This is a genomic window from Brevibacillus sp. DP1.3A, assembly GCF_013284245.2.
Taxonomy (GTDB): domain Bacteria; phylum Bacillota; class Bacilli; order Brevibacillales; family Brevibacillaceae; genus Brevibacillus.
In genome coordinates this window covers 6,060,544-6,083,554 of record NZ_CP085876.1, presented here as the reverse complement: position 1 = coordinate 6,083,554, position 23,011 = coordinate 6,060,544, and the positions used below count along the sequence as shown (strand labels likewise).

Sequence of the window (23,011 nt, the reverse complement as noted above, 5' to 3'; positions counted from 1 at the left end):
AGTCGGGAAACTATGGATACTACCAATACGATTAATTTTCAAGATATCATCAAAAAAAGTGTCTTAAAAATAGATCAATTCGCCAGCATCTCGATCATTGATACCATCATAGGGCTTGTGCTGTCGGGATTGATAGGTTTGTTCATCTACTATATTTACAAAAAAACGTTTCGCGGTGTCGTCTATACACATACCTTTAACATCACGCTAGTGGCAATGGCGATGCTTACTTGCCTGATTATCATGACGATTAGCACCAATATCGTGCTCTCTCTCGGGATGGTTGGCGCGTTGAGCATCGTGCGGTTCCGTACTGCCATCAAAGACCCGTTGGATATTGTTTTCATGTTTTGGTCGATCTCGGTAGGTATTGCGACGGGAGCGGGTGTGTACCCGGTTTCCGTCCTTGGATCGCTGGTGGTGGCGGCTGTCATTGTTGTATTATCCAAGCGGCAAATGAAAGATGTTGCCTATCTGCTCATTATCAATTATCACGATCAAGCCAATGACGGGGTTAAATATCAGTTGAACAAACTGAAATACGCCTTGAAGTCAAAGACTGTACACAAAGAGATGGTGGAATTGATCGTGGAAGTCAAAATCAAAGGAGATAATACGGCATTTGTTCAAGATATTTCAGAGGTAGAAGGTGTGAAAAACGTATCATTGGTAAGCTACGATGGCGATTATGCACCATAATGATTAGAAGAAAAAATCCCTTTCTGACTCCTATACAGGTGGTCAGGAAGGGATTTTTTGGATGGATCAGTCTCGTACTTGGACCGTACCCAACGTATATCTTCCGTCCGAGCGTTTGCCTTCCATGGCAAATTGAATACCCGGCTCTTCTGTATGGGGATCGAGGATTGCTACACAGAGAGTGTATGTTCCTTCAGGAAGATTATCCGGAATTTCCAAGCTTTGCTTGACGGTTTTCTTGCCGGGAAGCCATTTGCGGATGTCTTCGTCCGTGTTGGTCTTGGTTACGATCTCACCGTCTTCATCCGCGAGGGACAGCTCGAGAATCCACGGGAAGTAAAATGGAGCGACACCGCGGTTTTGCCAATCCATCGTCACAGCGAGGCTGTCTCCGGGCTCGACTGCTTTGGCATGTGTCTCTTTGGTGATGGAGAAGCGGTAGCCAATCGTGTTTAAAAAGCGGTCCAAATATTCTTGTTGATCGCTGTCTTTTTCGAAACGTGCGGGTGTATTCGGGCCAAGCCAGCTAATATGCGAAGCTTTGGCTTGTGAGATTACCTGGTTAATCGAGGAGCGAGTAAAGTAGCTTGGCAAGGAGTCGGATGGAGAGAATTCTCCGCCGCTTGGCGCATACTTCCAAAAGTCGGGCATGGCAGGCATTTTTTCTTTGGTGAGCCAGGAGACGTAGCCCTTCTGTATCCAGGACAGGTAGCTGTTTGTATCTTCTTTGTTGCCAAACATGTCGTTAAACAGCCCCAGTTTGTACTCCTTGGCAACTGGGTGTGGTCTGCGCATCAGTAGCATGGAATCAGGGAAATTATCTAGATACGGTTGTACGTACTGATCCGTGATTTCTGTTGCAGGGAAAGGAATAGAAGTATCTGTGTGCCATTCTCCCCAGTGACCGACGCTTCCTAGCTGTATGAAAGCAATGCGGGGATCGTCCTTGTAGCGCTCTCCCAGAGCGTCAATCAATTCCTTGTGGTACTTGATAATCAATGGATTACTGTAGTTGGGACTGTAGCCTTTGCCATAGTCGTTTCGATACCACTCGCCATCATCAAAATGGTCATTGTCCCCGCCGATCTCGTTGTATAGCCAATCTGGTATCTCCATGTCCGATTTTTTATCAGGAAGATCCATAACGATGCGGAGGATGAACTTGACGTCTTTTTCTGTCCATTCTTCAAACCGGATTGCGTCTTCGACCTCATCAAAAGCATAATCTCCTTTGGTTGGTTCAAGCATCCTCCAGGTTAGGTTGGCATAGACGAGGGTGTGTTCTTGCTCATTATTACTCGTCCGTGAATCGGGAGCCAGTCCCATATAAGGGTTTTGTAGTACGTCTTGGGATTGCTTTGGCGAATAAGTGGCCGTTCCATAACTGGAGGCGGCGGCAGAGGAAGGTAGAATGCAAAAAGCAGCGAGAAGTACGCTGTATAGACCACTTCGGATCTTCATGAGTGCCCCCTAGATCTAGTGAGAGAGTTTCACTACTTTTGTTCTGTCTCCTGTTTCCATATGTGATACCACTTGGTGATATGTTCGTTTACAGCAGAGCCGAGTTCAATCTCCCATCGAGAGGTCAAGAGTTGATACTGCTCTTCTACAGCCGCATGATCGTCCAAGGAAGCGTACAACTGCATCAGGAACATGTAGCTGTCCTCTTCAAGCGGGTGCAAATGCTGAATGCGTTGATTGACGTTGATCGCCTCTTGGACTCTGCCGTGTCCCAAATAGAAGCTGCTCATTGTTTTGGCGAGCTGCAGCCACATCCTGCGGAGTCTTTCTCGCTCGTACTCTGCCCACAAATAGTCGTAGTCTCCGAAATAATCGCCCGTATACGTCGCGAGCACTTGCTCATACTCTTGCATATTGGCAAGAGAGAGGGGGGGTAACTGTTTGAGACGATTTTCCCATTCTTCCACATCGATCGCAGCTGAATCGATCGTCAGCTTATAGCCACCTTCTAAATTGCCTTTGTTGATCGATATCGTTTGGAGACCATAGCGTTTCAAGGTTTGCCGGATGAGGTAAATCGTCGTATATAGCTGAGTCACGCCTTTGCTTCCATCATAGTCCGGCCACAAAAGCTCGATAATCGAATCCTTGTCGATCATCTTGTTGCGGTGATGCAACAAATACGCAAACAGCTCGCGGGCTTTATTCGTACGCCACTTGATCTCCTGTGGCTCCTGATTCGACTGGTGAAACAAAATACTATTGAAGCATTGGATGGAAACGACTGATTCTTCTTTAACAGGCTCGACTTCTTGCGCGGACTTGATTCTCTCACGAAGACGGTCCATTGTTTTTTGCAAGCGTTGAAGCTGTACGGGCTTCATGATGTAATCCAGCGCGCACAGCTCAAAAGCATCAACGGCGTACTTATCGTACCCTGTGACAAAAACGATCTCTGGGGAGTTATCGATTCCTTGCAGACGTTCTCCGATCTCCAGTCCACTGATGCGCGGCATATTAATATCTAAAAATACGACATCTGGTTGAAGGGATATTGCTTGGTCGATCGCTTCGAGAGGATTGGTGTAGGCTCCGACTACCTTAACGCCGCCAACATCTTTTTCTAGCAATCGTTGCAGATGCATCAAGGGTAGTTGCTCGTCGTCTACCAATAAGGCTCTCATCCACTGTCTCTCCTTCAAAAATCGATAAAATACAACAGATTGTCTTACGAATCTGATTTATCCATACTCTCTACTCTATCATCAAAAGAGAGGTTATCCAAACGTTTACAGTGGAGGGAAATGTGAATTTTTAACAAGTGAGGGAGGTCAGAACACGCTCTAGCTCGTCAAATGATACAAACCGGGCTTGCCGAAATACTTCCTTTCCGTCCATAAACAGCAGGATCGCCGGAGCAGTAAATACGAGAAACTCACCGGAAATGTTGGGTATTCTCTCCATAGATACCACGATGCTTTTCACTTGTGGATACTGTTTCAGCAGTTCTATCGTTCTTGCGTAGGTGACATCGCAAACACCGCAGTTTGCCGTTTTTATAAACAACAGACTAGTCGGATGACGTTCAATCTCTGCAAGTAGTTCAGTCAGTTCGAGATACTCCTGCACGGTTCGGTACTCCCACCTTTCGTCGCCGTATTTTTCTACTAGAATAGCACAAAAAAATGTTTGCCTCATGAAACGACAACGGATGTAATCTCCAAGACAATGAAAGCGCTTTTCCAAAAAACATACAAAAATATTGGATATTTTTGCAACAAATTTCCTTAATATACAGTCTGTAATGGTGAAATTTTCCTCAAAAAGCAGGAAGGAGGACATATGGTGTTATCTTGGTATGTCATCATTCCCATTCTTTTCGTAATGGCAGTCGCTATGTATACCGACCTACGCCGCCGTCTCATTTACGACTGGCTGACGCTTCCGGGAATTGTATATTTTCTCGTTCTGCATGCATACCTTCATCCAGAGAAATGGCTGACTTATGCGATGGGAGTTATTGTGCTGGGAGGAATTTCGTTACTTATGGCGGTGATCAGCAACGGCCAAATGGGCGGAGGAGATATTAAGCTGCTCGCTCTGGTTGGCGCAGCGGTTGGATGGCAAGCGGGGTTGGTCGTGCTCATGCTTACGTATTTGCTTGCGGGAGTCAGTGTGCTTCCCATGTGGGCCATCGCCAAAATGACAGGCAGGATAAAGCTGGGGCGAGAAATCCCGTTGGCTCCATTTGTTGCGGGTGGGACCAGTCTCATGCTGGTCATAATCATGTATTCCTAGTGCCTTTCTCATAAGTTTTCTGATTCGCAATATTAGCAATAAAACGACAAAGTTTGAACATGAATGGATTTTTCGAAAAAGAGAGGGAATCTTCTGATGTTGGAATCAAAACGTAGGGCAATTATTTTCCTTGTACTATCGTTCCTACTTGCTGCACTTGCGGGCTTTCTATTTCTGCAAAAAATCAAGGATTTGAATGCGCAACTGGGCGAAATGGTGGAAATTTACGAAGCAAATGCAGATATTCCATCTCGGGCACTGATTCAACCCGACCAATTGACAGTAAGGGAAATCCCCAAAAAGTACGCGGATGATTCGTACATCATCGATAAAGCTAGCTTGAAAAATCAAGTCACGATCGTTCCCTTGTCAAAGGGAGACATCATCACGAAAAACATCATGAAGCCAGCCAATGTTGTACGGGACCAGAACAACAGACTTGTGACGGTGTTTTCATCAACCAATGTCGTCTTCGACCAGGAGCTGGAGGCGTTAGATCGGGTGGACGTCATCATCTCGCATGAGGAGAACGGGAAGCCCGTGACGGAAGTGTTCATGAAAGACGTGCCAGTCGCCATGGTGGCCAAATCGGAGAACAGCTTCAAGGGGGTAGCTCTTGAGCTGCCCGCGAGCAGTTCAAGCAAGAGCTGGAACGCGCGAAAGAAATTGCCCAGAAGTGGGAGCAGTGGAAACGAGATGCTTTGACAGAAGCAGACGCTGTGCTGATCGACCGCAAAAAATGGGTGGATGCTTACGACCGGGACTGGTACGAGAAAAACTGGCGGGAGAGCTTGAACATCGGAATGGCGATCGAGCATTTGTCTGCGAGTGGCAAGATTGGCAATGAAGCGAGGGAGTACCTTACTGGGAAAAGGCAAGAAAGAGAAGCGTTGGCTACACAGTCCAAGGAGGAGCTTACCAATTACTTGGTGAGTCTTACAACCGAGACCTATCAGGAAACGAGAGAGGAAATTGAGGATAAATACAGCGGAAACTAACAGCAATGGGTTCTCCGTTACAAAAGCGATTGCGGTCGCAACGGAGAACCCACTGTAAATGTAAAGGATTAGGGTGCGTCAATCATACGTGAACGTAACGACCTGTTGCAGGCCTGGGTCCACTCCGATTGCCACATCATTTAGGCCATCTGTGTAATAAAAGTAACGCTTGGCGTCATTGGAATGAGCGTCAGAAGCTTTCACCAATTGGAAGTCGTTTGTCGCAAGCAGGTTTTTCGAGCGGATGAAATCTGATGCCGTCTTTTCCAAATCTGCTTCTGTCATCGTTTTTGTCGCCATTTCTCCGTTTATTCCAATAACGTCAATCGACAGGGAAAGAATTTGCTTTGACCTCGGTTCGATGATGGCGTGAAAGCCATGGACATCGCCACTCACAGGTTCGCGTTTCAGTACGGCGTGAACAGGTACTCCTCTGTATACCGAATTGGTTGGGTCCTCCAGCGTGATTTCCCGATCAGTCATATCAACATCCATCTGATAATATTGTCTAACAGCGGCTGCAGCGATTTGCGCCGCTTCTTCTTTTCCGAGCCCGTGTACTGTATCTGGTGAACTGGAGGAGCATCCCATTAACAAAAAGACGAGAAGCGCCGTGCCCAGCCATGCGAACTTTTTCATTGTGAACCCTCCAGCCATCCCAAGTCATACGTGTAGTCTTTTTTTATCCTAACAGGGATTGTTTCGACTCCCTATCGATTAACCTTTCCATTACCTTACGATGTTGTAAGCTTCGAGAAAAATGTAGGGAGTGACAGGACTTTGGGTAAAAAAGACGAAAAATTCGGAGTATGAGCAGTGCATGTGAAAAACGAGGGGGTAAATGGAATGAACGCTATCGAGCTGAATCAAGCGCTTCAAATGTATGCGAGGACTGAGACCTTTCCTGTAGGAGTTAGCATCAGAAAAGAAGAAGCCGCTCTGCCGTCAAAGGCAAAGCGACCTGTCCGTGATCTGGGTTATCCGATTACCATTTGCCAAGCTGTCGGTTTTTCAAGGCGTTATGGCTGGAGCATCGCGATGAATGGAGCCGATCTGTCCTGTCCGATCGCGCAGGTGGCTTTTGGCTATGAAGAGCAGCCAGCGTTTTATTCAGAGGGTCATCTCGCCTGTGGGATGTATACAGATTCACTGGAAAATGGGGCGAAAAGCGAGCTGGATGTTCCGAAATTTTCAGCAGAAGAAAGTGGCTACTATGTATCGTTTCCGCTGGAGCGGGCAGAGATCGAGCCAGATGTCGTCGTGATTTACGGCAATGCGGCACAGGTCATGCGATTGGTGGCGGGGATGCTGTACAAGCGCGGTGGATCGATTCCTTCCACCTTTTCCAGTCGGGCCGACTGTGCGGACATTGCCATCAAACCGATCCAGACGGGACAGCCGCAAGTGATCGTACCGTGTTATGGCGACAGATTGTTTGCCCAGACACAGGATCATGAGATGGCCTTCAGCTTTCATTTTCGCGATGCCGCCGAGCTGGTGGAGGGATTAGTCGGAACGCAAAAAGGCGGAATCCGCTACCCGATCCCGTCTTTCTTGCGTTATCAGGCAGAGTTTCCGCCGACCTATCAAAAGCTTGCGGGGATGTTTGGAGAAAAAAACTAACCCTTCAGTCGGTTGAGCTGGAGCAGGTGATGACGATAGTGCATTTCTACGACGGCAAACCATTCCTTGGCCGTCAGCGGACCGAAGGCTGGGTGAGCCACCGTGTGATGCGCAGGAATTTCGTCTAGAGTCGGTTCCAGCTCTTTCATTTGTGTGAGCACGCTGATGAGTCCATCATGCAATTGCTCCTTGCTCTCCGGTTGTGCGGGTGTGTACTCCGGGGAGGCAGGGACTTTCACGCGAATGGGAGGCAAGGAGCCTTGAGCAAATATCGTTTGACCGATCTCCGATTTTTCGGTACCTGCTTCTGTGACAGCAGGACCTCCTTGTCTACACTTCTCGATACTTCCTAGTTGAAAATACCGGGCAGATTGGATCAAGTGAAGGTACATTTGACCGATCGACCATTCATCTTCACTTGGTTTTTGCAAGAGTTGTTCCATGGTGATGCCTTCTAATTCATGCAGGTAGTGGTTTGTCACGTCTTCAAATTTGTTCACGATTTCCTTTGTATTCATGGGCGAATCAGCTCCTCTTGGTTTTCTTGCTTTTATCATATTCGAACGCTACTGACAGCAGTATGTCAGTAGCGTTCGAATAATTGTTTGGCTTCTTCGCGCATTCGGCTACGCAAGGATTCAGGCGTAAGAACAACCGCATCAGCCCCCAACCCCAGTACCCAAGACAATATTTCTTCGATTTGTCTGACGCGCAATCTGACGAGAAAGCCGTCCGGATGCTCTGTAATCTCTTCTATAAAAAAATAGCCCGATTCTTTTACCCGATCAGCGACAGCTGTGCTGATGACGATCTGCACCTCCAGGGATCGATCGTCGAGAGGCTTGTATTCTTCAAAATTGAAATGGTCAGGGAGGATAAAGCGGTCTTCCAATACAATCAGGCCGCTCATGCGTGACAGGCGGAATCGACGAATATCCTGTCGCAGATCGCAATGAGCGAGTAATGTCCAAGAACCACGAACCAGCACTAGACCATATGGAGCAACGTCACGCACTGTTTCACGATCGTCACCCTCCCCAGGCGTACCCCTCCGATAGCGGAACCGCACCTTCCGTTCATTGATGATCGCATCGTGGAGGAGTTGTGCATGCGCTTTTTCCTGCTCGCGCAAATTGTTCGCTCTGGGGCTTATGAGGCGAAAGGTTGAGCGGATACGGCTGGCTTGTTCGCCTACATCGGCAGACAGGATCGCTTCTACTTTGCGCTGTACGGCTCTTGCGCTGTTGCCAAAGTTTTGGTCAAATACTTGCTCAACCATGTCTGCTCCGATCAAGAGTGCAACGGCTTCTTCTACCGAAAAACTGACGGGCGGCAGAAAATATCCTTCCATTAACGAATAGCCCTGACCCGGTGCCCCAACGATGGGGACGCCTGCTTCGCTTAATGCCTGCATGTCACGATAAATCGTCCGGATGCTCGTCTCGAAGGTCGCGGACAAATCTTCTGCGCGTAACGTACCTTTGCGCTGCAGCTCCAGAACGATTGCCAACAAACGGTCTGTTTTGTTCATGCTCTGACCCCCTCTCTATCCAGCTAGCATCTTTATAAAAATGAATGGCCGACTTTAAAATTATTTTATATTTACCCTACTTTTTATTTTAACAGTTTTCCCTATCCTACATGTGTAAGTGAAGGAGGAACTGTAAATGAAAAAGAGGGTTTTTTGGCTTGTGATGCTTTTGCTGTTTGGATATATCGTGATTCAAAAAATAGCAGATGGACCACCTACTATTGGGGGACACACTGAAGCGTTGGGAGAGGCTACCGAGGTGGAGCACCAATCGATACAAATAACAAAGGATCAAATTTATCAAGGAGACCTTCTCTTGGTCAATAAAGAGTATCCGGTTCATGAGGCAGGGGTAAAAAACGATGTGGTTCGGTTGTCTGAGAATGAAGAACTGTTACAAGGCTATCGTTTGCTCGATCACAGAATCGAAGTGTCAGAGAGTGTAGCCAAAGAATTTTTGGAGATGATCAAAGCTGCGCAGCAAGATAACGTGAGCCACTTTATCCTGAACAGCGGTTATCGAGGCAAGGAAGAACAAGATCAGCTATATGCAGAAATGGGGCCAGCGTATGCGATGCCGAGCGGTTACAGCGAACATAATGTAGGTTCCGCGCTTGATATTGGATCGACGCAAATGAAAATGGAGCGCGCCCCTGAAGGCAAGTGGTTGAAAGATTATTCATGGAAATACGGTTTTATTTTGCGCTACCCAAAGGACAAGGTAGCCATTACAGGAACGGAATTCGAGCCTTGGCATTTCCGATATGTTGGTTTGCCGCATAGTGCGATCATGAAGCAGAATAACTTTTCGCTCGAGGAATACTTGGATTACCTAAAAGACGAAAGAAGGATCTCCGTGACAAATGATGGGAAGATCTATGAAATTAACTACTACCCTGTCGATCAAGAGATGACGCTCAAAGTACCGATTGCTAGCAACTATGAGATTTCGGGTGACAACATGGGCGGCGTGATTGTAACAAGCTACGTGAACAAAGAAAAGAAGGAGTGAATGAGTATGAATAAATTGACTGTAGCGATTTTGTTTGGGGGATGTTCTTCGGAGTATGAAGTATCTCTTAAATCTACGAGTTCGGTGCTGGAGAGTTTGTGTCTGGAAAAGTATGAGGTGATTTTGCTAGGAATTACGAGGGAAGGGCAATGGCTGCGATATACCGGCAACATCGAAAGTATTCGAAATGACAGTTGGCATCAAAGTGAGAAGTGTGTGCCTGCCTTCCTTTCTCCTTGCAGACAGGTGCGGGGAATTGTTTCACAGGAGAACGGTACCATGACGGTCACGAAGGTTGATGTGGTGTTCCCGATTTTGCATGGCAAAAACGGAGAGGATGGAACGGTGCAAGGGCTATTGGAGCTCGCCGGAATTCCTTTTGTCGGTTGTCACATGCTATCCTCTGCGATTTGTATGGATAAGGATATCGCCCACACGTTGGCGGAAAGCTCCGGTATCAAAACGCCAAGATCCGTTACCGTTTATCCAAATACTGATCTGGCAACTGTTCAATCTGCCACCGAAGCACTGGGATTCCCTTTGTATGTCAAACCGGCAAAGGCAGGGTCTTCCATTGGGATTACGAAAGCATACAGCCCATCAGAATTGGTCATCGGGATAGAAAACGCCCTTTTGCATGATGACAAAGTAGTCATCGAGGAAAACATCGTGGGATTTGAGGTAGGCTGCGCGGTACTAGGAAATCGTGAGGTTATTGTGGGGGAAGTGGATGAAATCGAATTGCTTCAGGGCTTCTTCAATTACACAGAAAAATATTCATTGGAGACTGCCCATATCCATGTTCCAGCAAGAATTGACGAAGAGCTCGCTCATAAAATCAAGCAAACAGCCACCCATCTCTATCAGGTTTTTGGCTGTCGTGGCTTCGCTCGCGTGGATATGTTTGTCACACCAGACGGAGACATTGTGTTTAACGAAGTGAATACGATCCCCGGCTTTACCTCGAAAAGCAGGTATCCAAGCATGCTGCGTGCTGCGGGGATTTCCTATAAAGAACTTCTTGATACATTGATTATGCTAGCGTTGGAGGAGGACTAATCGATGACACAACTTCACGTCTCGACGATTTCTTTGAACAGCGACAATCTGCATCACGGCCATCTGATTTTGGTGAATTGCCAGTACCCGATCCGCTGGCAAACAGACGACGGTATCCTACTGAACCGCATGCGGCTGATCGATGGAGCACACAACAATATGATGCTGGAAAACACGGCTGCGAAGATGTTTGCCAAACTGCTGAAAGCCTGCAACGCAGAGCATACAATCGTACCTGTCAGTGGCTTTCGCAGCAAGACGGAACAAAAGGATATTTATGATCAATCCTTGCTCGAAAATGGCCAGGTGTTTACTAGTCAATTTGTTGCGCGTCCGAATGAAAGTGAGCATCAGACAGGGCTTGCGATAGATGTAGGGGAGAAGAGAGAAGAGATCGATTTTATTTGCCCTTCTTTTCCCGATCATGGCGTATGCCGAATGTTTCGCCAACGTGCCAGTCAATATGGGTTTATCAAACGCTACGACAAAGACAAGGAACAGCTGACAGGGATTTCGGATGAGCCTTGGCATTTTCGGTATGTGGGCTATCCGCATGCTGTTTTAATGGAAAAGCTTCAGCTTTGTCTGGAAGAGTATATCGAGTATGTGAAAAACTACGAATTTCATCAGGAGCATTTGCTAGTGGATGATGAGAGCATTGAAATCTACTATGTAAAGGCTAGCGATACAGTTACGCACATCCCGATTGTTGCTGGTGAGAAATACGAAATATCGGGCAACAACGTGGATGGATTTATCATTACAGTGTTTCATCAGGAGGCACGTAATGAACGTGGGGAGTGAAAAACAGTATGGCGGGCTGGATCAATTCCGTATCATTGCAGCGATCCTTGTCATCGCAATCCATACTTCTCCCCTGCTGTCCATTAGCGAATGGGCTGACTTTACACTGACACGAACAATTGCCAGGGTTGCGGTTCCATTTTTCTTTATGTGCACAGGATTTTTCTTCTTGCAAAAGCTTGGCACAGATCGCAACAGAAATGCGTCTATGCTGAAGCAGTTTTTATGGAAAGTAGGAAAGCTATATTTGCTTTCGATTCTTCTCTATCTTCCAGTGAATGTGTATGCAGGGTATTTTACAGATCAACTTACCGTATTTTCAGTCGTGAAAGACCTCTTGTTTAACGGGACCTTGTATCATCTGTGGTATTTCCCTGGCATTATGCTGGGGGTGTGTATTAGTACCTTTTTGTATACAAGACTATCCGCATGGAACACGTTTTGGGTGACTTTGCTGCTGTATGGCATCGGGTTATTGGGAGACAGCTACTTTGGATTTGCACAGATGAATCCATATGTGGACAGTATCTATCAATCGATGTTTACCCTGTTTGATTACACGCGGAACGGTATATTTTTTGCCCCTGTGTTTATTGTCATGGGAGGGTTGATTGCCAATACCCGCAGGCGGAAAAAGAAAAAGGTCGCACCGTATGCCATCGGGTTTGTTTTGTTCGGAAGTATGCTGGTAATGGAAGGCTTGCTTTTACACACTTATCAGCTGCAACGCCATGACAGTATGTATATTTTTTTGATACCGTGCATGTATTTTCTCTTTCAACTACTGTTGTTCTGGAAAGGCAAAAATCGCCCAATCTTACGAAAGCTGAGCCTGTATGTTTATGTCATTCATCCGCTGTGTGTTGTGCTCATTCGCGGAGCGGCCAAAGTAACGGGACTGACAGGGCTGCTTGTTGAAAACAGCTTGGTGCATTTTACATTGGTCACGGTGCTGTCGTTTGTTCTTTCTGTGATGGCGATGAGGCTGATCCAGCGCTTTCGAGGTGGGAAACCGGATCAAACAGGAAGAGCATGGGCTGATATCCATCTTCCTCATCTCCAACATAATGTCAGGGAAATCGAGCGGGTTCTCCCGAAGGATTGTGCGATGATGGCAGTCGTCAAGGCGCAGTCATATGGCCACGGCGGATGGCAAATCGCGAGGTTCTTAAACAAGCTCGGGATTGATCACTTCGCAGTTGCCACAATCGATGAAGGAATCGAGCTACGGAAGAAGGGCGTAAAAGGGAAGATTCTGGTGCTTGGCTATACCGATGAACGACGGATACGCCAAATCGCCCGTTTCAGACTGACGCAAACCGTAGTAGATGACGAATATGCCCAAAAGCTGAATGGCTACAACGTGAAAATCCCTGTTCATATCAAGATCGACACGGGGATGGGGAGACTCGGGGAATCTTGGGAACACACAGAAAAAATTGCGGCCATGTATCGTTATAAAAATTTGCAGGTATGCGGTACCTTTACGCATCTGAGTGTGGCTGACAGTTTGGAAGCTTCGGATATCGATTACACGAAAAATCAAATCGCCCGTTTCCAAAAAGTGATCGAACAGCTGAAAGAAAAGGGGATCGATCCACAGAAGCTGCACGTTCAGAGCAGTTACGGCGTGCTGAATTACGGGGAGCTGCAATACGATTATGCTCGGATTGGGATTGCTCTCTACGGGATGTTGAGCAAGCAGGGCGATAAGGTAAAAACAAGCGTCGACCTACGACCTGTGTTATCACTGAAAGCAAGAGTTGTGCAGGTGAAACAGGTGGAAAAAGGAGAATCCGTGGGCTATGGACGCGCCCACACAGCGCAGAAAGACAGCAAGATTGCCATCGTATCCATCGGATATGCAGATGGGGTTCCGCGCATGCTGTCACAATCGGGCGCTACCTGCTTGATCAGAGGAAAAAGGAGACCGATTATTGGGTTTGTCTGCATGGATCAGCTTATTGTAGATATTACAGACATGGAAGAGGTGCAAAAAGGGGATGTTGTTACCTTTATCGGCAGAGATCAAGAAGAGGGTATCACTGCCGAGGAAATGGCCCATCAATGTAAAACCATTACGAACGAGCTGGTAAGCCGTTTGGGAGAACGCGTTAAAAGAGTCTATCATGAGTGATCCCTGGACGAAAACGAGGATAGGGAGTGGTTCATTTTTTCCATGGTGAAGAGGAGATATAGCTTTCGTTCCAAAATGATTGAGCTTCTTGGGTTTGGCATGCTTTTGGCCGGTCTCGTAACCTATCTGCTCTATAAAGTGCTCCAGTTTTACTATCGGACGGAGGTCAAGTACGAAGATCCGCTTGCCCTGGTTCGCCGTTACATCAAGGAAATGGGAGATATCAATTTCTTTTTGCTTGTTTTTGCTCCCATTGCGATCTTGTTGTTCTATCTCCTGACCAAACGGTATGTTGGCTATTTTCATGAGATTTCCAAAGGCATTCATTATCTGGCAAATGGAGATTTTACGCATAATGTGCATATTTCTTCCCATGATGAGTTCGCAGATATCGCCAAGGATATCAATCTGGCAAGTGAAATGCTGCAAAAGGCGGTAGAAAGAGGAGATTTCGCCGAAAGCAGCAAGGATCAGCTTATTTTGAATCTGGCGCACGATTTGCGCACACCGCTGACATCCGTACTGGGTTATTTAGATTTAGTTTTACGAGACGAGCAGATGCCAAAAGAACAAATGAGGCATTATGCGACGATTGCTTTTACCAAGTCGCAACGATTGGAAAAGCTGATTGATGAGCTGTTCGAAATTACGAGAATGAATTACGGCATGGTCAACATCGAGCAAAAGGTCATTGATTTGAGTGAATTGTTGGTTCAGTTAAATGAAGAGATGTATCCTTCCTTTGAGAAAAATGAGCTGGTCGCGCGATGTACGATTGCTGCTCAATTAGTAATCGTGGGAGATGGAGAGCTGCTGGCGCGCGTATTTGAGAATATCCTGACCAATGCGATACGCTACGGGGGCGATGGCCATTTTATCGATATGAACGCCTACCGGGAGGGCGATGAAGTAGTTGTTCAAATCATGAATTACGGTGACCAGATACCTGAAGAGGCGCTGCCGCATATTTTTGAAATGTTTTTTACGGGCGACAAAGCGCGAGCTCATCAAGGGGGAGGCACTGGACTCGGCCTGTTTATTGCAAAAAATATCGTCGAGAAGCATCGGGGAACGATTTCTGTTCAAAGTGATTTGATTCGTACATGTTTTGAGGTGCGGTTGCCGTATGGATGAAATGATGGCAATAAAAAAATGGAGACGATTCAATGTCTCCATTTTTTTATTGCATAATTCATGGAAATCTAAATTTTGATAGAATATTCTTATAACGAAACGAATTAACTTTGGGGGAGTTATGAATAAATACACATGGACATTGATTGGTGCGGTAATTGTTGCTGGAATATCATTGGCTACTTGGGCTGGGGCCATTAACCAAGGGGATAAGGAAGCGCTACATGCATATAAAAAGATGGAACAGGCACGCAACCAAGAGAACAAATCCTTAAGTAAATCGAGTAGGAATGTAACTCTGTCAGACTTTTCAATTCAGGGAGCTGTTTTACCAGAAGCGGATAAAATACGTAACTACAACGATACGAATATGCAAGGACTACTATCTTCAACAGATGAAAAACTTTCGTTCATTATGGAGGAGAATGAAGTAAAAGGTATCGTTATAGCAACAGATACAGAGCCAATCATGGCTGGTGGTGAAAAAAGTGGCCCTGAATTGTTTGACCTTTACGAGAACATGAAAAATACGCTCGGGGAAGATGTAAACATGAAGTACTTTAGTTATTCAGGTGGGTTTATTTTCGTTGCAACTGATAGGGAAGGTGAGGAAAGCTTGTGGCTCGATCAACGTGCTTCTACATTTTTAGATCTCCCTTCGCACAAGCAACTTAAATCTGAAGAAGTTGTAGAAAAAATTCGAGAAGGTGCGGAATCGGTGGATGAAGAAAAGACAAACCAACTAGAAATGGGAAGTAAATCTGAATAAAGCGTATAAAGCTAGCTGTTGGCTTTTCACGGAGATAGATGTTCAAATGCCACTCCAGACAAGGCTGGGAAAAAACAAGAAAGCCGGGTCCCCGCTAGAGGACTCGGCATTTATAACCAATTTCATTATCCGATGAATTCTTGTACCCAGTATCCATTCACAAAGCCTACACCGATTTTGGTGAAGGAAGGATTCATAATGTTTTGACGGTGTCCTTCACTGTTCATCCATTGGTTCATGACTTCCTCAGCGGTGCGTTGACCCATGGCGATGTTCTCACCCGCGGTCATAGAAGATACACCGAATTGTTTCATCATGTCAAATGGAGAGCCATACGTAGGGCTTGTATGGTCAAAGTAGTTGTTGTTGGACATATCAGCCGCTTTTGCTTGTGCAACTTTGTTCAGGGAAGCATCCAGTTCCACTGGCTTCAGACCTGCTTTTGCACGCTCTTGGTTTACCAAATCAGTTACTTGCTTCCCAACAGAGGAAGCATCCACTTGTTGGTTAGCTTGTTTTACTGGCTGCTGTTGATTCGCTGGTGCTGCGTAAGGTGCTTGCATTTGCGGTTGGACAGGTTGCATATATGGTTGATACCCGTATTGCGGACATGTGGTAGCGGCAGAAGCTGTGTTAGAAAAGCCGGAAAGAACAAATCCCAATCCCAATGTCGCGATTGCAATAGTACCAAGGCGTTTCATATTCACATCGTCTCCTTTTTTTGGCCTACGAGGTTAGTTGACGGATTCGGATTGAGGAAACAACCCTACGCACTTTGGCGATTCACCCCATGCAGATCTCTCATCTGCAAGTAAAAAAGATCCCCCGCACTTCCATTTGAGAGGAAGTTTCGGCTGTTTTGTTTGGCATGACCTAGAATAACAGAGATTCACCGGTGAAAGAAACCCGTAAAATTTGGTAGGATTAATAAGAATATCTCTTGTTTTATTGAGAGGGTGGAGTCCGACACTCACTTGTCTTGCATCGGCAACGCCAGACCGCTCGAACAAGCGCTTCAGCACGCAACTACTGAAATGCTCTCCTTGCTAGTCGAAGACTATCGGCTCTCGGTAAATGAAACAAGCCTGCTGCTCGGCCAAGTCGTCGAATATGAGGTGGCCAACGTGTTCAATCCCGCTTACAGTGTCGCCTGTAAAATTCCAAGCATATTTACCTGTTCGCAAATCCTAGCCGCTCAATCGCTTAAGTGGGGTCTGACGTTAAAGTTGAGTCAGAAAAAGGGATGCGCATATGATCGGCGGCTGCTCCGAATGCTTCCCGAGCTGATTCAGCATACCTCATAGACAGTGCAGGTGGATAGGGCCTCTTATGCGAGGCTCCTTTTTTTATTGTTTTTCGTTAGTCAGGAAGTGACGAGTTTGTATAAAGCTGGTCGTAGAGAATGTGTATTGAGCATGCAATCCAATTTGGGGTAAAATTTACTCAAGTAAGATGATAATGATTATCACTACAAATCAACGAATTGTTTTGCTACAAAACATAAAACTTATTGGAGTGAATTTAATCATGGCAAGATCGGGATTTATGAAAACAGGATGGATATCGCTTATAACGGCAGCAATGATTACGGTGACAGGTTGCGGCTCGACAGGCGATCAAGCTGTGGCCACGGTGACTACCGATCAGCCTGCACAGGCAACGGCAGCGCCAAGCGAAGCTCCGCCTCAGACGGAAACGCGCGTCGTAACCGATGGCTTCGGAGAGGTAGAGATTCCGACAAATCCAAAGCGAATCTCAGCTCTTTATCGTGAAGATTATTTGGTTGCGCTTGGGGTAACGCCTATTGTCCAATATTATAACCCGATGTGGGGCAAGCAGGATTATTTGAAGCTGGAAGTGCCGTTGTTCGACGTGACCGGCAGCATCGAAGCCATGCTTGTGTCCGAGCCGGACTTGATCATCGGCGCCGGAGAGGTCGATGTAGCACAATACGCGCTCTATTCCAAGGTTGCGCCGACGTTCCGCTTGCCGGACGACGTACTTGCGGATTCGCGCAAAACATTGACCTTAATCGCCGAATTGCTTGGTCTCAGCGACAAGGCGGAGCAGGTTCTTGCCGATTACGAAGCCCGAATTGTCGATGTGAAGGCGAAGCTGAACGCGGCGATCGGCGATGAGAAGCTTGTTGTTCTGCGGATGAACGTCGTAGATAAATCGATTAATATTTTCGGCATTCATAACACGTTTGTCGGACAAATCTTGTATGAGGATCTTGGGCTGAAGGCGCCGAGGTTCGCCGAGGCGATGACGGAGGGCAATATCGTCTTGTCGAAGGAGGTCATTCCGGAGCTTGACGCGGACCGTATTATTTTGCTTCCGTCCAACGGGACGTGGGAGGATGAGAGCAACACGAAAGCGCTTGAGGAAATGAAGGCAGATCCGTTATGGCAGACCGTTCCTGCATTTAAGAACGGCCATGTATATCCCGTAGAGAGATCGTATTGGCAGACGGGAGCCATTACGGCCAACGGGTTGAAGATGGATGATTTACTTCGATTATTGGCTTCTTAGCAGGAAATAAGAGTGATTAGTTCATTGGCGGGACTCATCGCCATAATTGAGAAAGAGCCGCTTTTCAACGAAGGTTGATGGGTGGCTCGATTTGATTTACACTATATTCATTGAGAATGAATATCAATTAAAAGGCGGTTGATAGTAACGATGGATATTGAACAGCGCAAACAAGCTGGGACTGCTCCTTTAGTCCAATATGCGCTGCGATCGATCCGCTTAGTCGTTGCGGGCGAGCGAGCAGAAATGAGTGATTTGGACGGCAGCGATAGAAACGATAAGGAGAGCTTTGAACTGCTCATTATAATGAGCGGGACGGGACAAGGAAAATGCTATTTGCAGGGGCCAGGAAGATCTTTATATGTTGATCAAGAGGTTATGAGCTGCAGCTATTACCAAGTGTGCTTCGAAACGAGCGGCTATGAAGCAGCTTCGAGCTTGCTGCCGGATAAGCAAGAGCTTGCCTGCGCACCCTTCGCGAAGACGATGGAGCTGCTTGATGAGTTATATGAACTCCGCGGGGCGAGCGACGAGCTCGAGCTGTTCCAACGATTTGTGAGATTTCAAGAGCTGCTGCTCTTTCTATTCCGCCAAAATGCACCTGCAGCCGAGGATAAGGGAACGGATATCGAGCGGAATGGGGTAGAGCTTAGCATACGGCATATTCATCAGTATTACCGTGAGCTTCTGAACTTGGAGGAGCTGTCCTCCCTCGCAGGCATTGATCGCTGGAAGTATACCCGTCTGTTCAAAGAGGCTACGGGTCAAGTACCGCTTCAGTACTTGAATGAAGTACGGATTAATCAAGCCAAGAAGTGGCTGGCAAGCGCCGATGACAAGCTGCTCGATATTGCGCTGAATGCAGGTTTCAACAATGAATATTATTTCAATCGTCGTTTCAAGCAGACGGTAGGCATATCGCCCGGACAATACCGTCGCAGCCGCAAGGGACAGCTTAGAGTAGTAGCGCCGTATTTGGAGGATTTCATAGTCGCGCTGGATATGCAGCCTATCGCCCAGTATTGGCATGCGAAATGGGGAAAACAAGACTATCTAGGCTTAAACCATATTCCGACGTTCGACGAGAACGGCGGCAACTTTGACGCGCTTTCCGGTTATAAGCCGGATTTGATATTGCTTATAGATCGTTACGAGCAACTGCAATATTCTCAGTGCCGACGCATATCCAACACGTGCATCCTGCGTGAGCAGACAAGTAATTGGCGTAGGCTGCTGCGTACCGTCGCCGATTATTTCGGTCGGACGGAGTTGGCCGACGATGCTATCGCAAAGTATGATTTCAAAGCACGGAGCACGAGTCATACGCTGAGTCAGGTTATGAAAGGTGAAACGGTCGCTTTTTTACGTATCTCGGCGGACCACATCATCCAATATGCGGGAGAAGGGCAAGGCTTTGTTTCGACTGTTCTCTATGGCGATGTTGGCTTGCGCTCCCATTCCGCAGTAGGTGTAGCTTCAAAAGCGAATAGGCCGGGCATGTTCAATCTCTCTGTAGAGGACCTGCGTACGTTAACCGCGGATCATCTGTTCATTACTTTCGATAAGTGGCATAGTCAGGCAGAAGGAAAGGAGAGGGAACTGCTGGAGCAGCCAGAGTGGCGTGATCTGCCTGCTGTACGAAACAACCGCGTTTACGAGGTTGATTTTCTAACTTGGATGAATAACGGAATTATTTCCAACGGCAAAAAAATCGATGATATACTGCGATCGTTAGCTTGATTTGGTTTTGCTTGCGACTGAATGGTCTGCATCTGTACAGAGATAACAAAGTTTTAGACCAGGACCGTTGAACTAACGGGCAGTTACGCTCAACGAATTTGGATTATAATAGAATGATTAATTTGATGCAGAGGTGATAGGAGTGTTAGGACTACCCAAAGGTAAAGTCTTTCTTATCGCTTGGACGGCAGAGTGGGAGAAGGAATTTATATGGGAGAAAACACAGATAGAAAATGAACTTGGCGAACTTATCTTGGCAGTCCACCATATAGGCAGTACGGCTGTGAAAAACTTATCGGCGAAACCTATAATTGATATTGGAATTGAATTAAAAGATTATCAACATGGGAGTGAATGTGTCCAAGGCTTAGAGAGGCTTGGATATGCTTATAGGGGAACAAACATACTTCCCGACAGACATTATTTCAGTAAGGGTGAGCCAAGAACTCATCAAATTCACATGTTCCAAACAGGCAGTTTGTATCTAGAAAAGATACTTGCATTTAGAGACTATTTATTGAAAAATGACGCAGCACTAAACGAATATCAAGAGTTGAAAGTGAAACTCTCCCAGAAACACGAAAAAGATAAACTACTGTATACGGATGAAAAAACTGAGTTTATAAATTCAATTTTGGACAGTTTAGGATTCAACTAACGGGTACGATAGCTCAATGGACCAGGCCAGTCTAATACTTTATTTTCTCTGAACAATAGAAAATAGGCTAGGGAACCTCATTCCCTAACCCATTTTTTCATTCATTTCATTTAAATCAAATTCTCCGGATTCAAGCCTTCCAGCTCTGGCAACACAAAGATCCCGTCTTTTCTGATCAGCACATCGTCAAACCAGATTTCACCGCCGCCGTATTCAGGGCGTTGGATTTGGACCAAGTCCCAGTGAATGGAGGAGCGGTTGCCATTGTCTGCTACTGTGTAAGCATTCCCTGGCGTGAAGTGGAAGCTGCCCGCGATTTTTTCGTCAAACAGGATGTCCAGCATTGGGTGGAGGATGTGCGGGTTGAAGCCGATCGCGAATTCTCCGATATAGCGTGCGCCCTCGTCAGTGTCGAGGATGTCGTTCAATGCTTTGGTATTGGAGCTGGTCGCTTCCACGATTTTTCCTTCTTTGAAAGTGAACTGAACATCATTGAAGGTAACGCCGTTGTAGATCGATGCCGCGTTGTAGAAAATCGTTCCTTCCACGGAATCGCGCACAGGAGCGGTGTATACTTCGCCATCCGGGATATTGCGTTTGCCGTCGCATTTGATGGCATTGATTCCTTTAATGGAGAAGCGCAGGTCAGTTTTTGGACCGACGATGCGTACACGATCGGTGCGCTCCATCAGCTCTTTCAACGGAGTCATGGCAGCGGACATTTTTGCGTAGTCCAGATTGCAGACGGAGAAGTAAAAGTCTTCAAAGCCCTCGAGACTCATTTTGGACAGTTGCGCCATCGACTTGTTCGGGTAGCGCAGTACAACCCAGCGTTTGTTCGGAACGCGCTCGTTCGTATGTACTGGTTGATACAGGACGCGAGCATAAATGCCCATTTTGTCTTCCGCTACGTCGGCATACTCGTTGATGTTGTCGTAAGCGCGGATAGCGATGTAAGCGTCCATGTCTTTCATCCGGTCATACTCGTATTTTGCCATCAGAGCCATGTGTTCTTCGCTCGTGCCTTGATAGAGTGCACGCATGATTTCCTGGTCTTTCAAGGTGACCAAAGGCAGAGCCCCAACTGCAAATGATTCACGCACAAGTGCACGAACGAGTTCAGGTTGCAGGCCTGTATTTTCAATCAAAACTTTTTCGCCTTTTTGCAAATGGAGTGAGTAACGGACGAGACGGCTTGCCAGTTCATTAATGCGTGGATCTGCCATAGGTGGTAACCTCCGTAGTAAAATAATTTTGATTAATGATTAATTTGTATTATTACATAACTGAGCGAAGGCTCGCCAGTGTGTTTGATGCTTCGATTACAGGCAAGCCTCGTAGATCGCGATCACATCGAATTCATTCAATTTTCGTGAGCTAGGCAGATACCCGATTCCGCGTCCGCCGATGCGAACCGCTTCTTCAGCCATTTGTGCCAGCGATTGTTTGTTCACGCCGAAGTCAGACAGACGTTCTGTGATTCCCATGCGCTCATACCAACGGCGAACGGCTTCAATCGTTGCTCGTGCTGCTTCGCCGTCGTCCTCCACGGTAACGCCAAAGCAATGACGTCCCATACGGGCTAGTCTCTCGGGACGGTCTTGCAAAATCACCTGTTCAAAATAAGGAAGAGACAGGATCGCCAGTCCACGACCGTGAGCCATATCGTAGATTCCGCTCAGCGGATGTTCAATTCCGTGCAACGGCATACCAGCACCACGACCGCCAGCAGCGAATGGACTGATGCCCAGTGTACTCGCCCACAAAAGGGTGGATCGTGCTTCTGCATGGTCTGGTTGCTGGATCGCTGTGATGGAGTGCTCGACGACGAGACGAATGAGTGTTTCGGAAATCCCGTCCTGAACGTGGGTTCCTTCCGCGCTAATCAAATAGTTTTCAAACAGATGGGAAAAGATATCGGCGCAGGATTCCGCTGTGACCCGAGCTGGAACGGTAAAGGTGACAGACGGATCAAGAATGGCGATCTTCGGGTAAAGTGCTGGGCCGTTGATCGAAGATTTTTCATGCGTGTCCCAATGAGTCAGGACACTGATATGGTTTGCTTCCGAACCTGTAGCGGCTACTGTCGGGACGGTCATGATCGGGAGTGCTTCCTGAACGGGTACTAGCAATTGACCAGAGCCGCTCGGATTTCCCCGCATGTAATCGTAAATCGGGCGTCCAGAAACGGCTGCTGCCGCAATCGCTTTGGAGGCATCCATCACGGAGCCGCCACCGATAGCCAGGATGAAGTCACACTGATGCTCACGAGCAAGAGCAGCTCCGGCATCAACCGTTGCCGTACGCGGATTCGGTTCGATTTTGTCAAAAACAAGATACGCCACTTGAGCTTCCTGCAACAGAGCCTTGGCGCGGTCCAAAATTCCTGTACGTTTGGCCGCATTGCCGCCTGTGACGAGCAATGCTTTTTGGCCCATCGATTTTGCTTCTTGGCCCAAACGTTCCAGTTCGCCCATGCCAAAGTAAATTTTGGTAGGAAAAGACACTTCAAATGGAAACATCTGAAATTCCTTCTTTCACGTATTGGTTGTACCA

Annotated in this window: 24 protein-coding genes and 1 riboswitch; of the genes, 15 read left to right on the top strand and 9 right to left on the bottom strand. The window is 46.9% G+C overall.

Annotated elements, in window-relative coordinates:
- Positions 1-12: 12 nt before the first annotated feature.
- Positions 13-699 (top strand): DUF4956 domain-containing protein, encoded by a 687-nt coding sequence (locus HP399_RS28055; protein ID WP_144617911.1) that lies wholly within the window; start codon positions 13-15, stop codon positions 697-699.
- Positions 700-765: 66 nt separating this feature from the next.
- Here HP399_RS28055 and HP399_RS28050 read toward each other — a convergent pair whose 3' ends face one another.
- The 3 genes from HP399_RS28050 to HP399_RS28040 all read right to left on the bottom strand — a co-directional run bounded on the left by HP399_RS28050 (position 766) and on the right by HP399_RS28040 (position 3,789).
- Entirely contained in the window at positions 766-2,160 is a 1,395-nt protein-coding gene (locus tag HP399_RS28050; RefSeq protein ID WP_173618391.1) for a DUF4832 domain-containing protein, read from the bottom strand.
- Between the two features lie 32 nt (positions 2,161-2,192).
- The gene (locus HP399_RS28045) at positions 2,193-3,344 is read right to left on the bottom strand and encodes a response regulator (RefSeq protein ID WP_173618390.1); all 1,152 of its coding nucleotides are present in this window, start codon (positions 3,342-3,344) and stop codon (positions 2,193-2,195) included.
- A gap of 130 nt (positions 3,345-3,474) precedes the next feature.
- The gene (locus HP399_RS28040) at positions 3,475-3,789 is read right to left on the bottom strand and encodes a thioredoxin family protein (protein ID WP_173618389.1); all 315 of its coding nucleotides are present in this window, start codon (positions 3,787-3,789) and stop codon (positions 3,475-3,477) included.
- Positions 3,790-4,002: 213 nt separating this feature from the next.
- Between HP399_RS28040 and HP399_RS28035 the strand changes: the two genes are divergently transcribed.
- The 3 genes from HP399_RS28035 (at position 4,003) to HP399_RS28025 (ending at position 5,456) form a co-directional block, all read left to right on the top strand.
- Positions 4,003-4,458, top strand: a complete 456-nt coding sequence (locus HP399_RS28035; RefSeq protein ID WP_173618388.1) for a prepilin peptidase — start codon at positions 4,003-4,005, stop codon at positions 4,456-4,458.
- A 96-nt stretch (positions 4,459-4,554) separates the two neighbouring features.
- The gene (locus HP399_RS28030; RefSeq protein WP_228088394.1) at positions 4,555-5,163 is read left to right on the top strand and encodes a Flp pilus assembly protein CpaB; all 609 of its coding nucleotides are present in this window, start codon (positions 4,555-4,557) and stop codon (positions 5,161-5,163) included.
- Positions 5,160-5,456 (top strand): hypothetical protein, encoded by a 297-nt coding sequence (locus HP399_RS28025; protein WP_228088393.1) that lies wholly within the window; start codon positions 5,160-5,162, stop codon positions 5,454-5,456. The genes HP399_RS28030 and HP399_RS28025 overlap by 4 nt, the downstream gene beginning before the upstream one ends.
- 78 nt (positions 5,457-5,534) lie before the next feature.
- Here HP399_RS28025 and HP399_RS28020 read toward each other — a convergent pair whose 3' ends face one another.
- Positions 5,535-6,095, bottom strand: coding sequence for a hypothetical protein (locus HP399_RS28020; protein ID WP_173618387.1), 561 nt, complete (start codon positions 6,093-6,095; stop codon positions 5,535-5,537).
- A gap of 207 nt (positions 6,096-6,302) precedes the next feature.
- Between HP399_RS28020 and HP399_RS28015 the strand changes: the two genes are divergently transcribed.
- A complete protein-coding gene (locus tag HP399_RS28015; protein ID WP_173618386.1) occupies positions 6,303-7,079 on the top strand; it encodes a DUF169 domain-containing protein in 777 nt (258 codons plus the stop codon).
- On the opposite strand, the gene HP399_RS28010 is transcribed toward HP399_RS28015, so the two are convergent.
- Together HP399_RS28010 and HP399_RS28005 are read right to left on the bottom strand one after the other, a co-directional pair.
- Positions 7,076-7,597, bottom strand: coding sequence for a DinB family protein (locus tag HP399_RS28010; RefSeq protein WP_173618385.1), 522 nt, complete (start codon positions 7,595-7,597; stop codon positions 7,076-7,078). The two genes, HP399_RS28015 and HP399_RS28010, sit on opposite strands and share 4 nt — an antisense overlap.
- Positions 7,598-7,662: 65 nt before the next feature.
- Complete coding sequence (locus HP399_RS28005; protein WP_173618384.1) at positions 7,663-8,610, bottom strand: helix-turn-helix transcriptional regulator; 948 nt, start codon at positions 8,608-8,610, stop codon at positions 7,663-7,665.
- A 136-nt stretch (positions 8,611-8,746) separates the two neighbouring features.
- Between HP399_RS28005 and HP399_RS28000 the strand changes: the two genes are divergently transcribed.
- The 6 genes from HP399_RS28000 to HP399_RS27975 all read left to right on the top strand — a co-directional run bounded on the left by HP399_RS28000 (position 8,747) and on the right by HP399_RS27975 (position 15,525).
- Positions 8,747-9,622, top strand: a complete 876-nt coding sequence (locus tag HP399_RS28000) for a M15 family metallopeptidase (protein WP_173618383.1) — start codon at positions 8,747-8,749, stop codon at positions 9,620-9,622.
- 6 nt (positions 9,623-9,628) lie between these two features.
- Positions 9,629-10,681, top strand: a complete 1,053-nt coding sequence (gene vanG / locus HP399_RS27995; RefSeq protein WP_173618382.1) for a D-alanine--D-serine ligase VanG — start codon at positions 9,629-9,631, stop codon at positions 10,679-10,681.
- Positions 10,682-10,684: 3 nt separating this feature from the next.
- Positions 10,685-11,485 carry a M15 family metallopeptidase gene (locus HP399_RS27990; protein ID WP_173618381.1) on the top strand — a complete coding sequence of 267 codons (801 nt, stop codon included), beginning with the start codon at positions 10,685-10,687 and terminating at the stop codon, positions 11,483-11,485.
- Complete coding sequence (gene vanT, locus HP399_RS27985; RefSeq protein ID WP_173618380.1) at positions 11,469-13,622, top strand: serine racemase VanT catalytic subunit; 2,154 nt, start codon at positions 11,469-11,471, stop codon at positions 13,620-13,622. The genes HP399_RS27990 and vanT overlap by 17 nt, the downstream gene beginning before the upstream one ends.
- Before the next feature lie 42 nt (positions 13,623-13,664).
- Complete coding sequence (locus tag HP399_RS27980; protein ID WP_173618379.1) at positions 13,665-14,756, top strand: sensor histidine kinase; 1,092 nt, start codon at positions 13,665-13,667, stop codon at positions 14,754-14,756.
- A 121-nt stretch (positions 14,757-14,877) separates the two neighbouring features.
- On the top strand, positions 14,878-15,525 hold the full coding sequence (locus HP399_RS27975; RefSeq protein WP_173618378.1) for a hypothetical protein: 648 nt from the start codon (positions 14,878-14,880) through the stop codon (positions 15,523-15,525).
- A 125-nt stretch (positions 15,526-15,650) separates the two neighbouring features.
- On the opposite strand, the gene HP399_RS27970 is transcribed toward HP399_RS27975, so the two are convergent.
- Positions 15,651-16,226: a CAP domain-containing protein gene (locus HP399_RS27970; protein WP_173618377.1), complete on the bottom strand. Its 576-nt coding sequence runs from the start codon at positions 16,224-16,226 to the stop codon at positions 15,651-15,653.
- A gap of 7 nt (positions 16,227-16,233) precedes the next feature.
- Positions 16,234-16,391, bottom strand: a riboswitch (cyclic di-AMP (ydaO/yuaA leader).
- A gap of 108 nt (positions 16,392-16,499) precedes the next feature.
- On the opposite strand from HP399_RS27970, the gene HP399_RS27965 reads away from it, so the two are divergent.
- From HP399_RS27965 to HP399_RS27950, 4 genes are all read left to right on the top strand, one after another.
- Positions 16,500-16,829: a hypothetical protein gene (locus tag HP399_RS27965; RefSeq protein ID WP_228088392.1), complete on the top strand. Its 330-nt coding sequence runs from the start codon at positions 16,500-16,502 to the stop codon at positions 16,827-16,829.
- Positions 16,830-17,052: 223 nt separating this feature from the next.
- Positions 17,053-18,057, top strand: coding sequence for an ABC transporter substrate-binding protein (locus tag HP399_RS27960; protein WP_173618376.1), 1,005 nt, complete (start codon positions 17,053-17,055; stop codon positions 18,055-18,057).
- A 150-nt stretch (positions 18,058-18,207) separates the two neighbouring features.
- Positions 18,208-19,797 (top strand): helix-turn-helix domain-containing protein, encoded by a 1,590-nt coding sequence (locus HP399_RS27955; RefSeq protein ID WP_173618375.1) that lies wholly within the window; start codon positions 18,208-18,210, stop codon positions 19,795-19,797.
- Positions 19,798-19,939: 142 nt separating this feature from the next.
- Positions 19,940-20,455, top strand: a complete 516-nt coding sequence (locus HP399_RS27950; protein WP_173618374.1) for a GrpB family protein — start codon at positions 19,940-19,942, stop codon at positions 20,453-20,455.
- A 110-nt stretch (positions 20,456-20,565) separates the two neighbouring features.
- On the opposite strand, the gene HP399_RS27945 is transcribed toward HP399_RS27950, so the two are convergent.
- Both HP399_RS27945 and HP399_RS27940 read right to left on the bottom strand, forming a co-directional pair.
- Positions 20,566-21,681, bottom strand: a complete 1,116-nt coding sequence (locus HP399_RS27945; RefSeq protein WP_173618373.1) for an aminopeptidase — start codon at positions 21,679-21,681, stop codon at positions 20,566-20,568.
- Positions 21,682-21,777: 96 nt separating this feature from the next.
- Positions 21,778-22,977 carry an iron-containing alcohol dehydrogenase gene (locus tag HP399_RS27940; protein WP_173618372.1) on the bottom strand — a complete coding sequence of 400 codons (1,200 nt, stop codon included), beginning with the start codon at positions 22,975-22,977 and terminating at the stop codon, positions 21,778-21,780.
- Between the last annotated feature and the right edge of the window lie 34 nt (positions 22,978-23,011).

Bases quoted from the DNA above. Each gene is read 5' to 3' on its own strand.
- HP399_RS28030 (WP_228088394.1), top strand. From the start codon at position 4,555: ATGTTGGAATCAAAACGTAGGGCAATTATTTTCCTTGTACTATCGTTC.
- HP399_RS28005 (WP_173618384.1), bottom strand. From the start codon at position 8,610: ATGAACAAAACAGACCGTTTGTTGGCAATCGTTCTGGAGCTGCAGCGC.
- HP399_RS27955 (WP_173618375.1), top strand. From the start codon at position 18,208: ATGGATATTGAACAGCGCAAACAAGCTGGGACTGCTCCTTTAGTCCAA.
- HP399_RS28050 (WP_173618391.1), bottom strand. From the start codon at position 2,160: ATGAAGATCCGAAGTGGTCTATACAGCGTACTTCTCGCTGCTTTTTGC.
- HP399_RS27970 (WP_173618377.1), bottom strand. From the start codon at position 16,226: ATGAAACGCCTTGGTACTATTGCAATCGCGACATTGGGATTGGGATTT.
- HP399_RS27980 (WP_173618379.1), top strand. From the start codon at position 13,665: ATGGTGAAGAGGAGATATAGCTTTCGTTCCAAAATGATTGAGCTTCTT.
- HP399_RS27940 (WP_173618372.1), bottom strand. From the start codon at position 22,977: ATGTTTCCATTTGAAGTGTCTTTTCCTACCAAAATTTACTTTGGCATG.
- HP399_RS28020 (WP_173618387.1), bottom strand. From the start codon at position 6,095: ATGAAAAAGTTCGCATGGCTGGGCACGGCGCTTCTCGTCTTTTTGTTA.
- HP399_RS28035 (WP_173618388.1), top strand. From the start codon at position 4,003: ATGGTGTTATCTTGGTATGTCATCATTCCCATTCTTTTCGTAATGGCA.
- HP399_RS27960 (WP_173618376.1), top strand. From the start codon at position 17,053: ATGGCAAGATCGGGATTTATGAAAACAGGATGGATATCGCTTATAACG.
- HP399_RS28015 (WP_173618386.1), top strand. From the start codon at position 6,303: ATGAACGCTATCGAGCTGAATCAAGCGCTTCAAATGTATGCGAGGACT.
- HP399_RS28000 (WP_173618383.1), top strand. From the start codon at position 8,747: ATGAAAAAGAGGGTTTTTTGGCTTGTGATGCTTTTGCTGTTTGGATAT.
- HP399_RS28045 (WP_173618390.1), bottom strand. From the start codon at position 3,344: ATGAGAGCCTTATTGGTAGACGACGAGCAACTACCCTTGATGCATCTG.
- HP399_RS27990 (WP_173618381.1), top strand. From the start codon at position 10,685: ATGACACAACTTCACGTCTCGACGATTTCTTTGAACAGCGACAATCTG.
- HP399_RS27975 (WP_173618378.1), top strand. From the start codon at position 14,878: ATGAATAAATACACATGGACATTGATTGGTGCGGTAATTGTTGCTGGA.
- HP399_RS27945 (WP_173618373.1), bottom strand. From the start codon at position 21,681: ATGGCAGATCCACGCATTAATGAACTGGCAAGCCGTCTCGTCCGTTAC.
- HP399_RS28055 (WP_144617911.1), top strand. From the start codon at position 13: ATGGATACTACCAATACGATTAATTTTCAAGATATCATCAAAAAAAGT.
- vanT (WP_173618380.1), top strand. From the start codon at position 11,469: ATGAACGTGGGGAGTGAAAAACAGTATGGCGGGCTGGATCAATTCCGT.
- HP399_RS28010 (WP_173618385.1), bottom strand. From the start codon at position 7,597: ATGAATACAAAGGAAATCGTGAACAAATTTGAAGACGTGACAAACCAC.
- vanG (WP_173618382.1), top strand. From the start codon at position 9,629: ATGAATAAATTGACTGTAGCGATTTTGTTTGGGGGATGTTCTTCGGAG.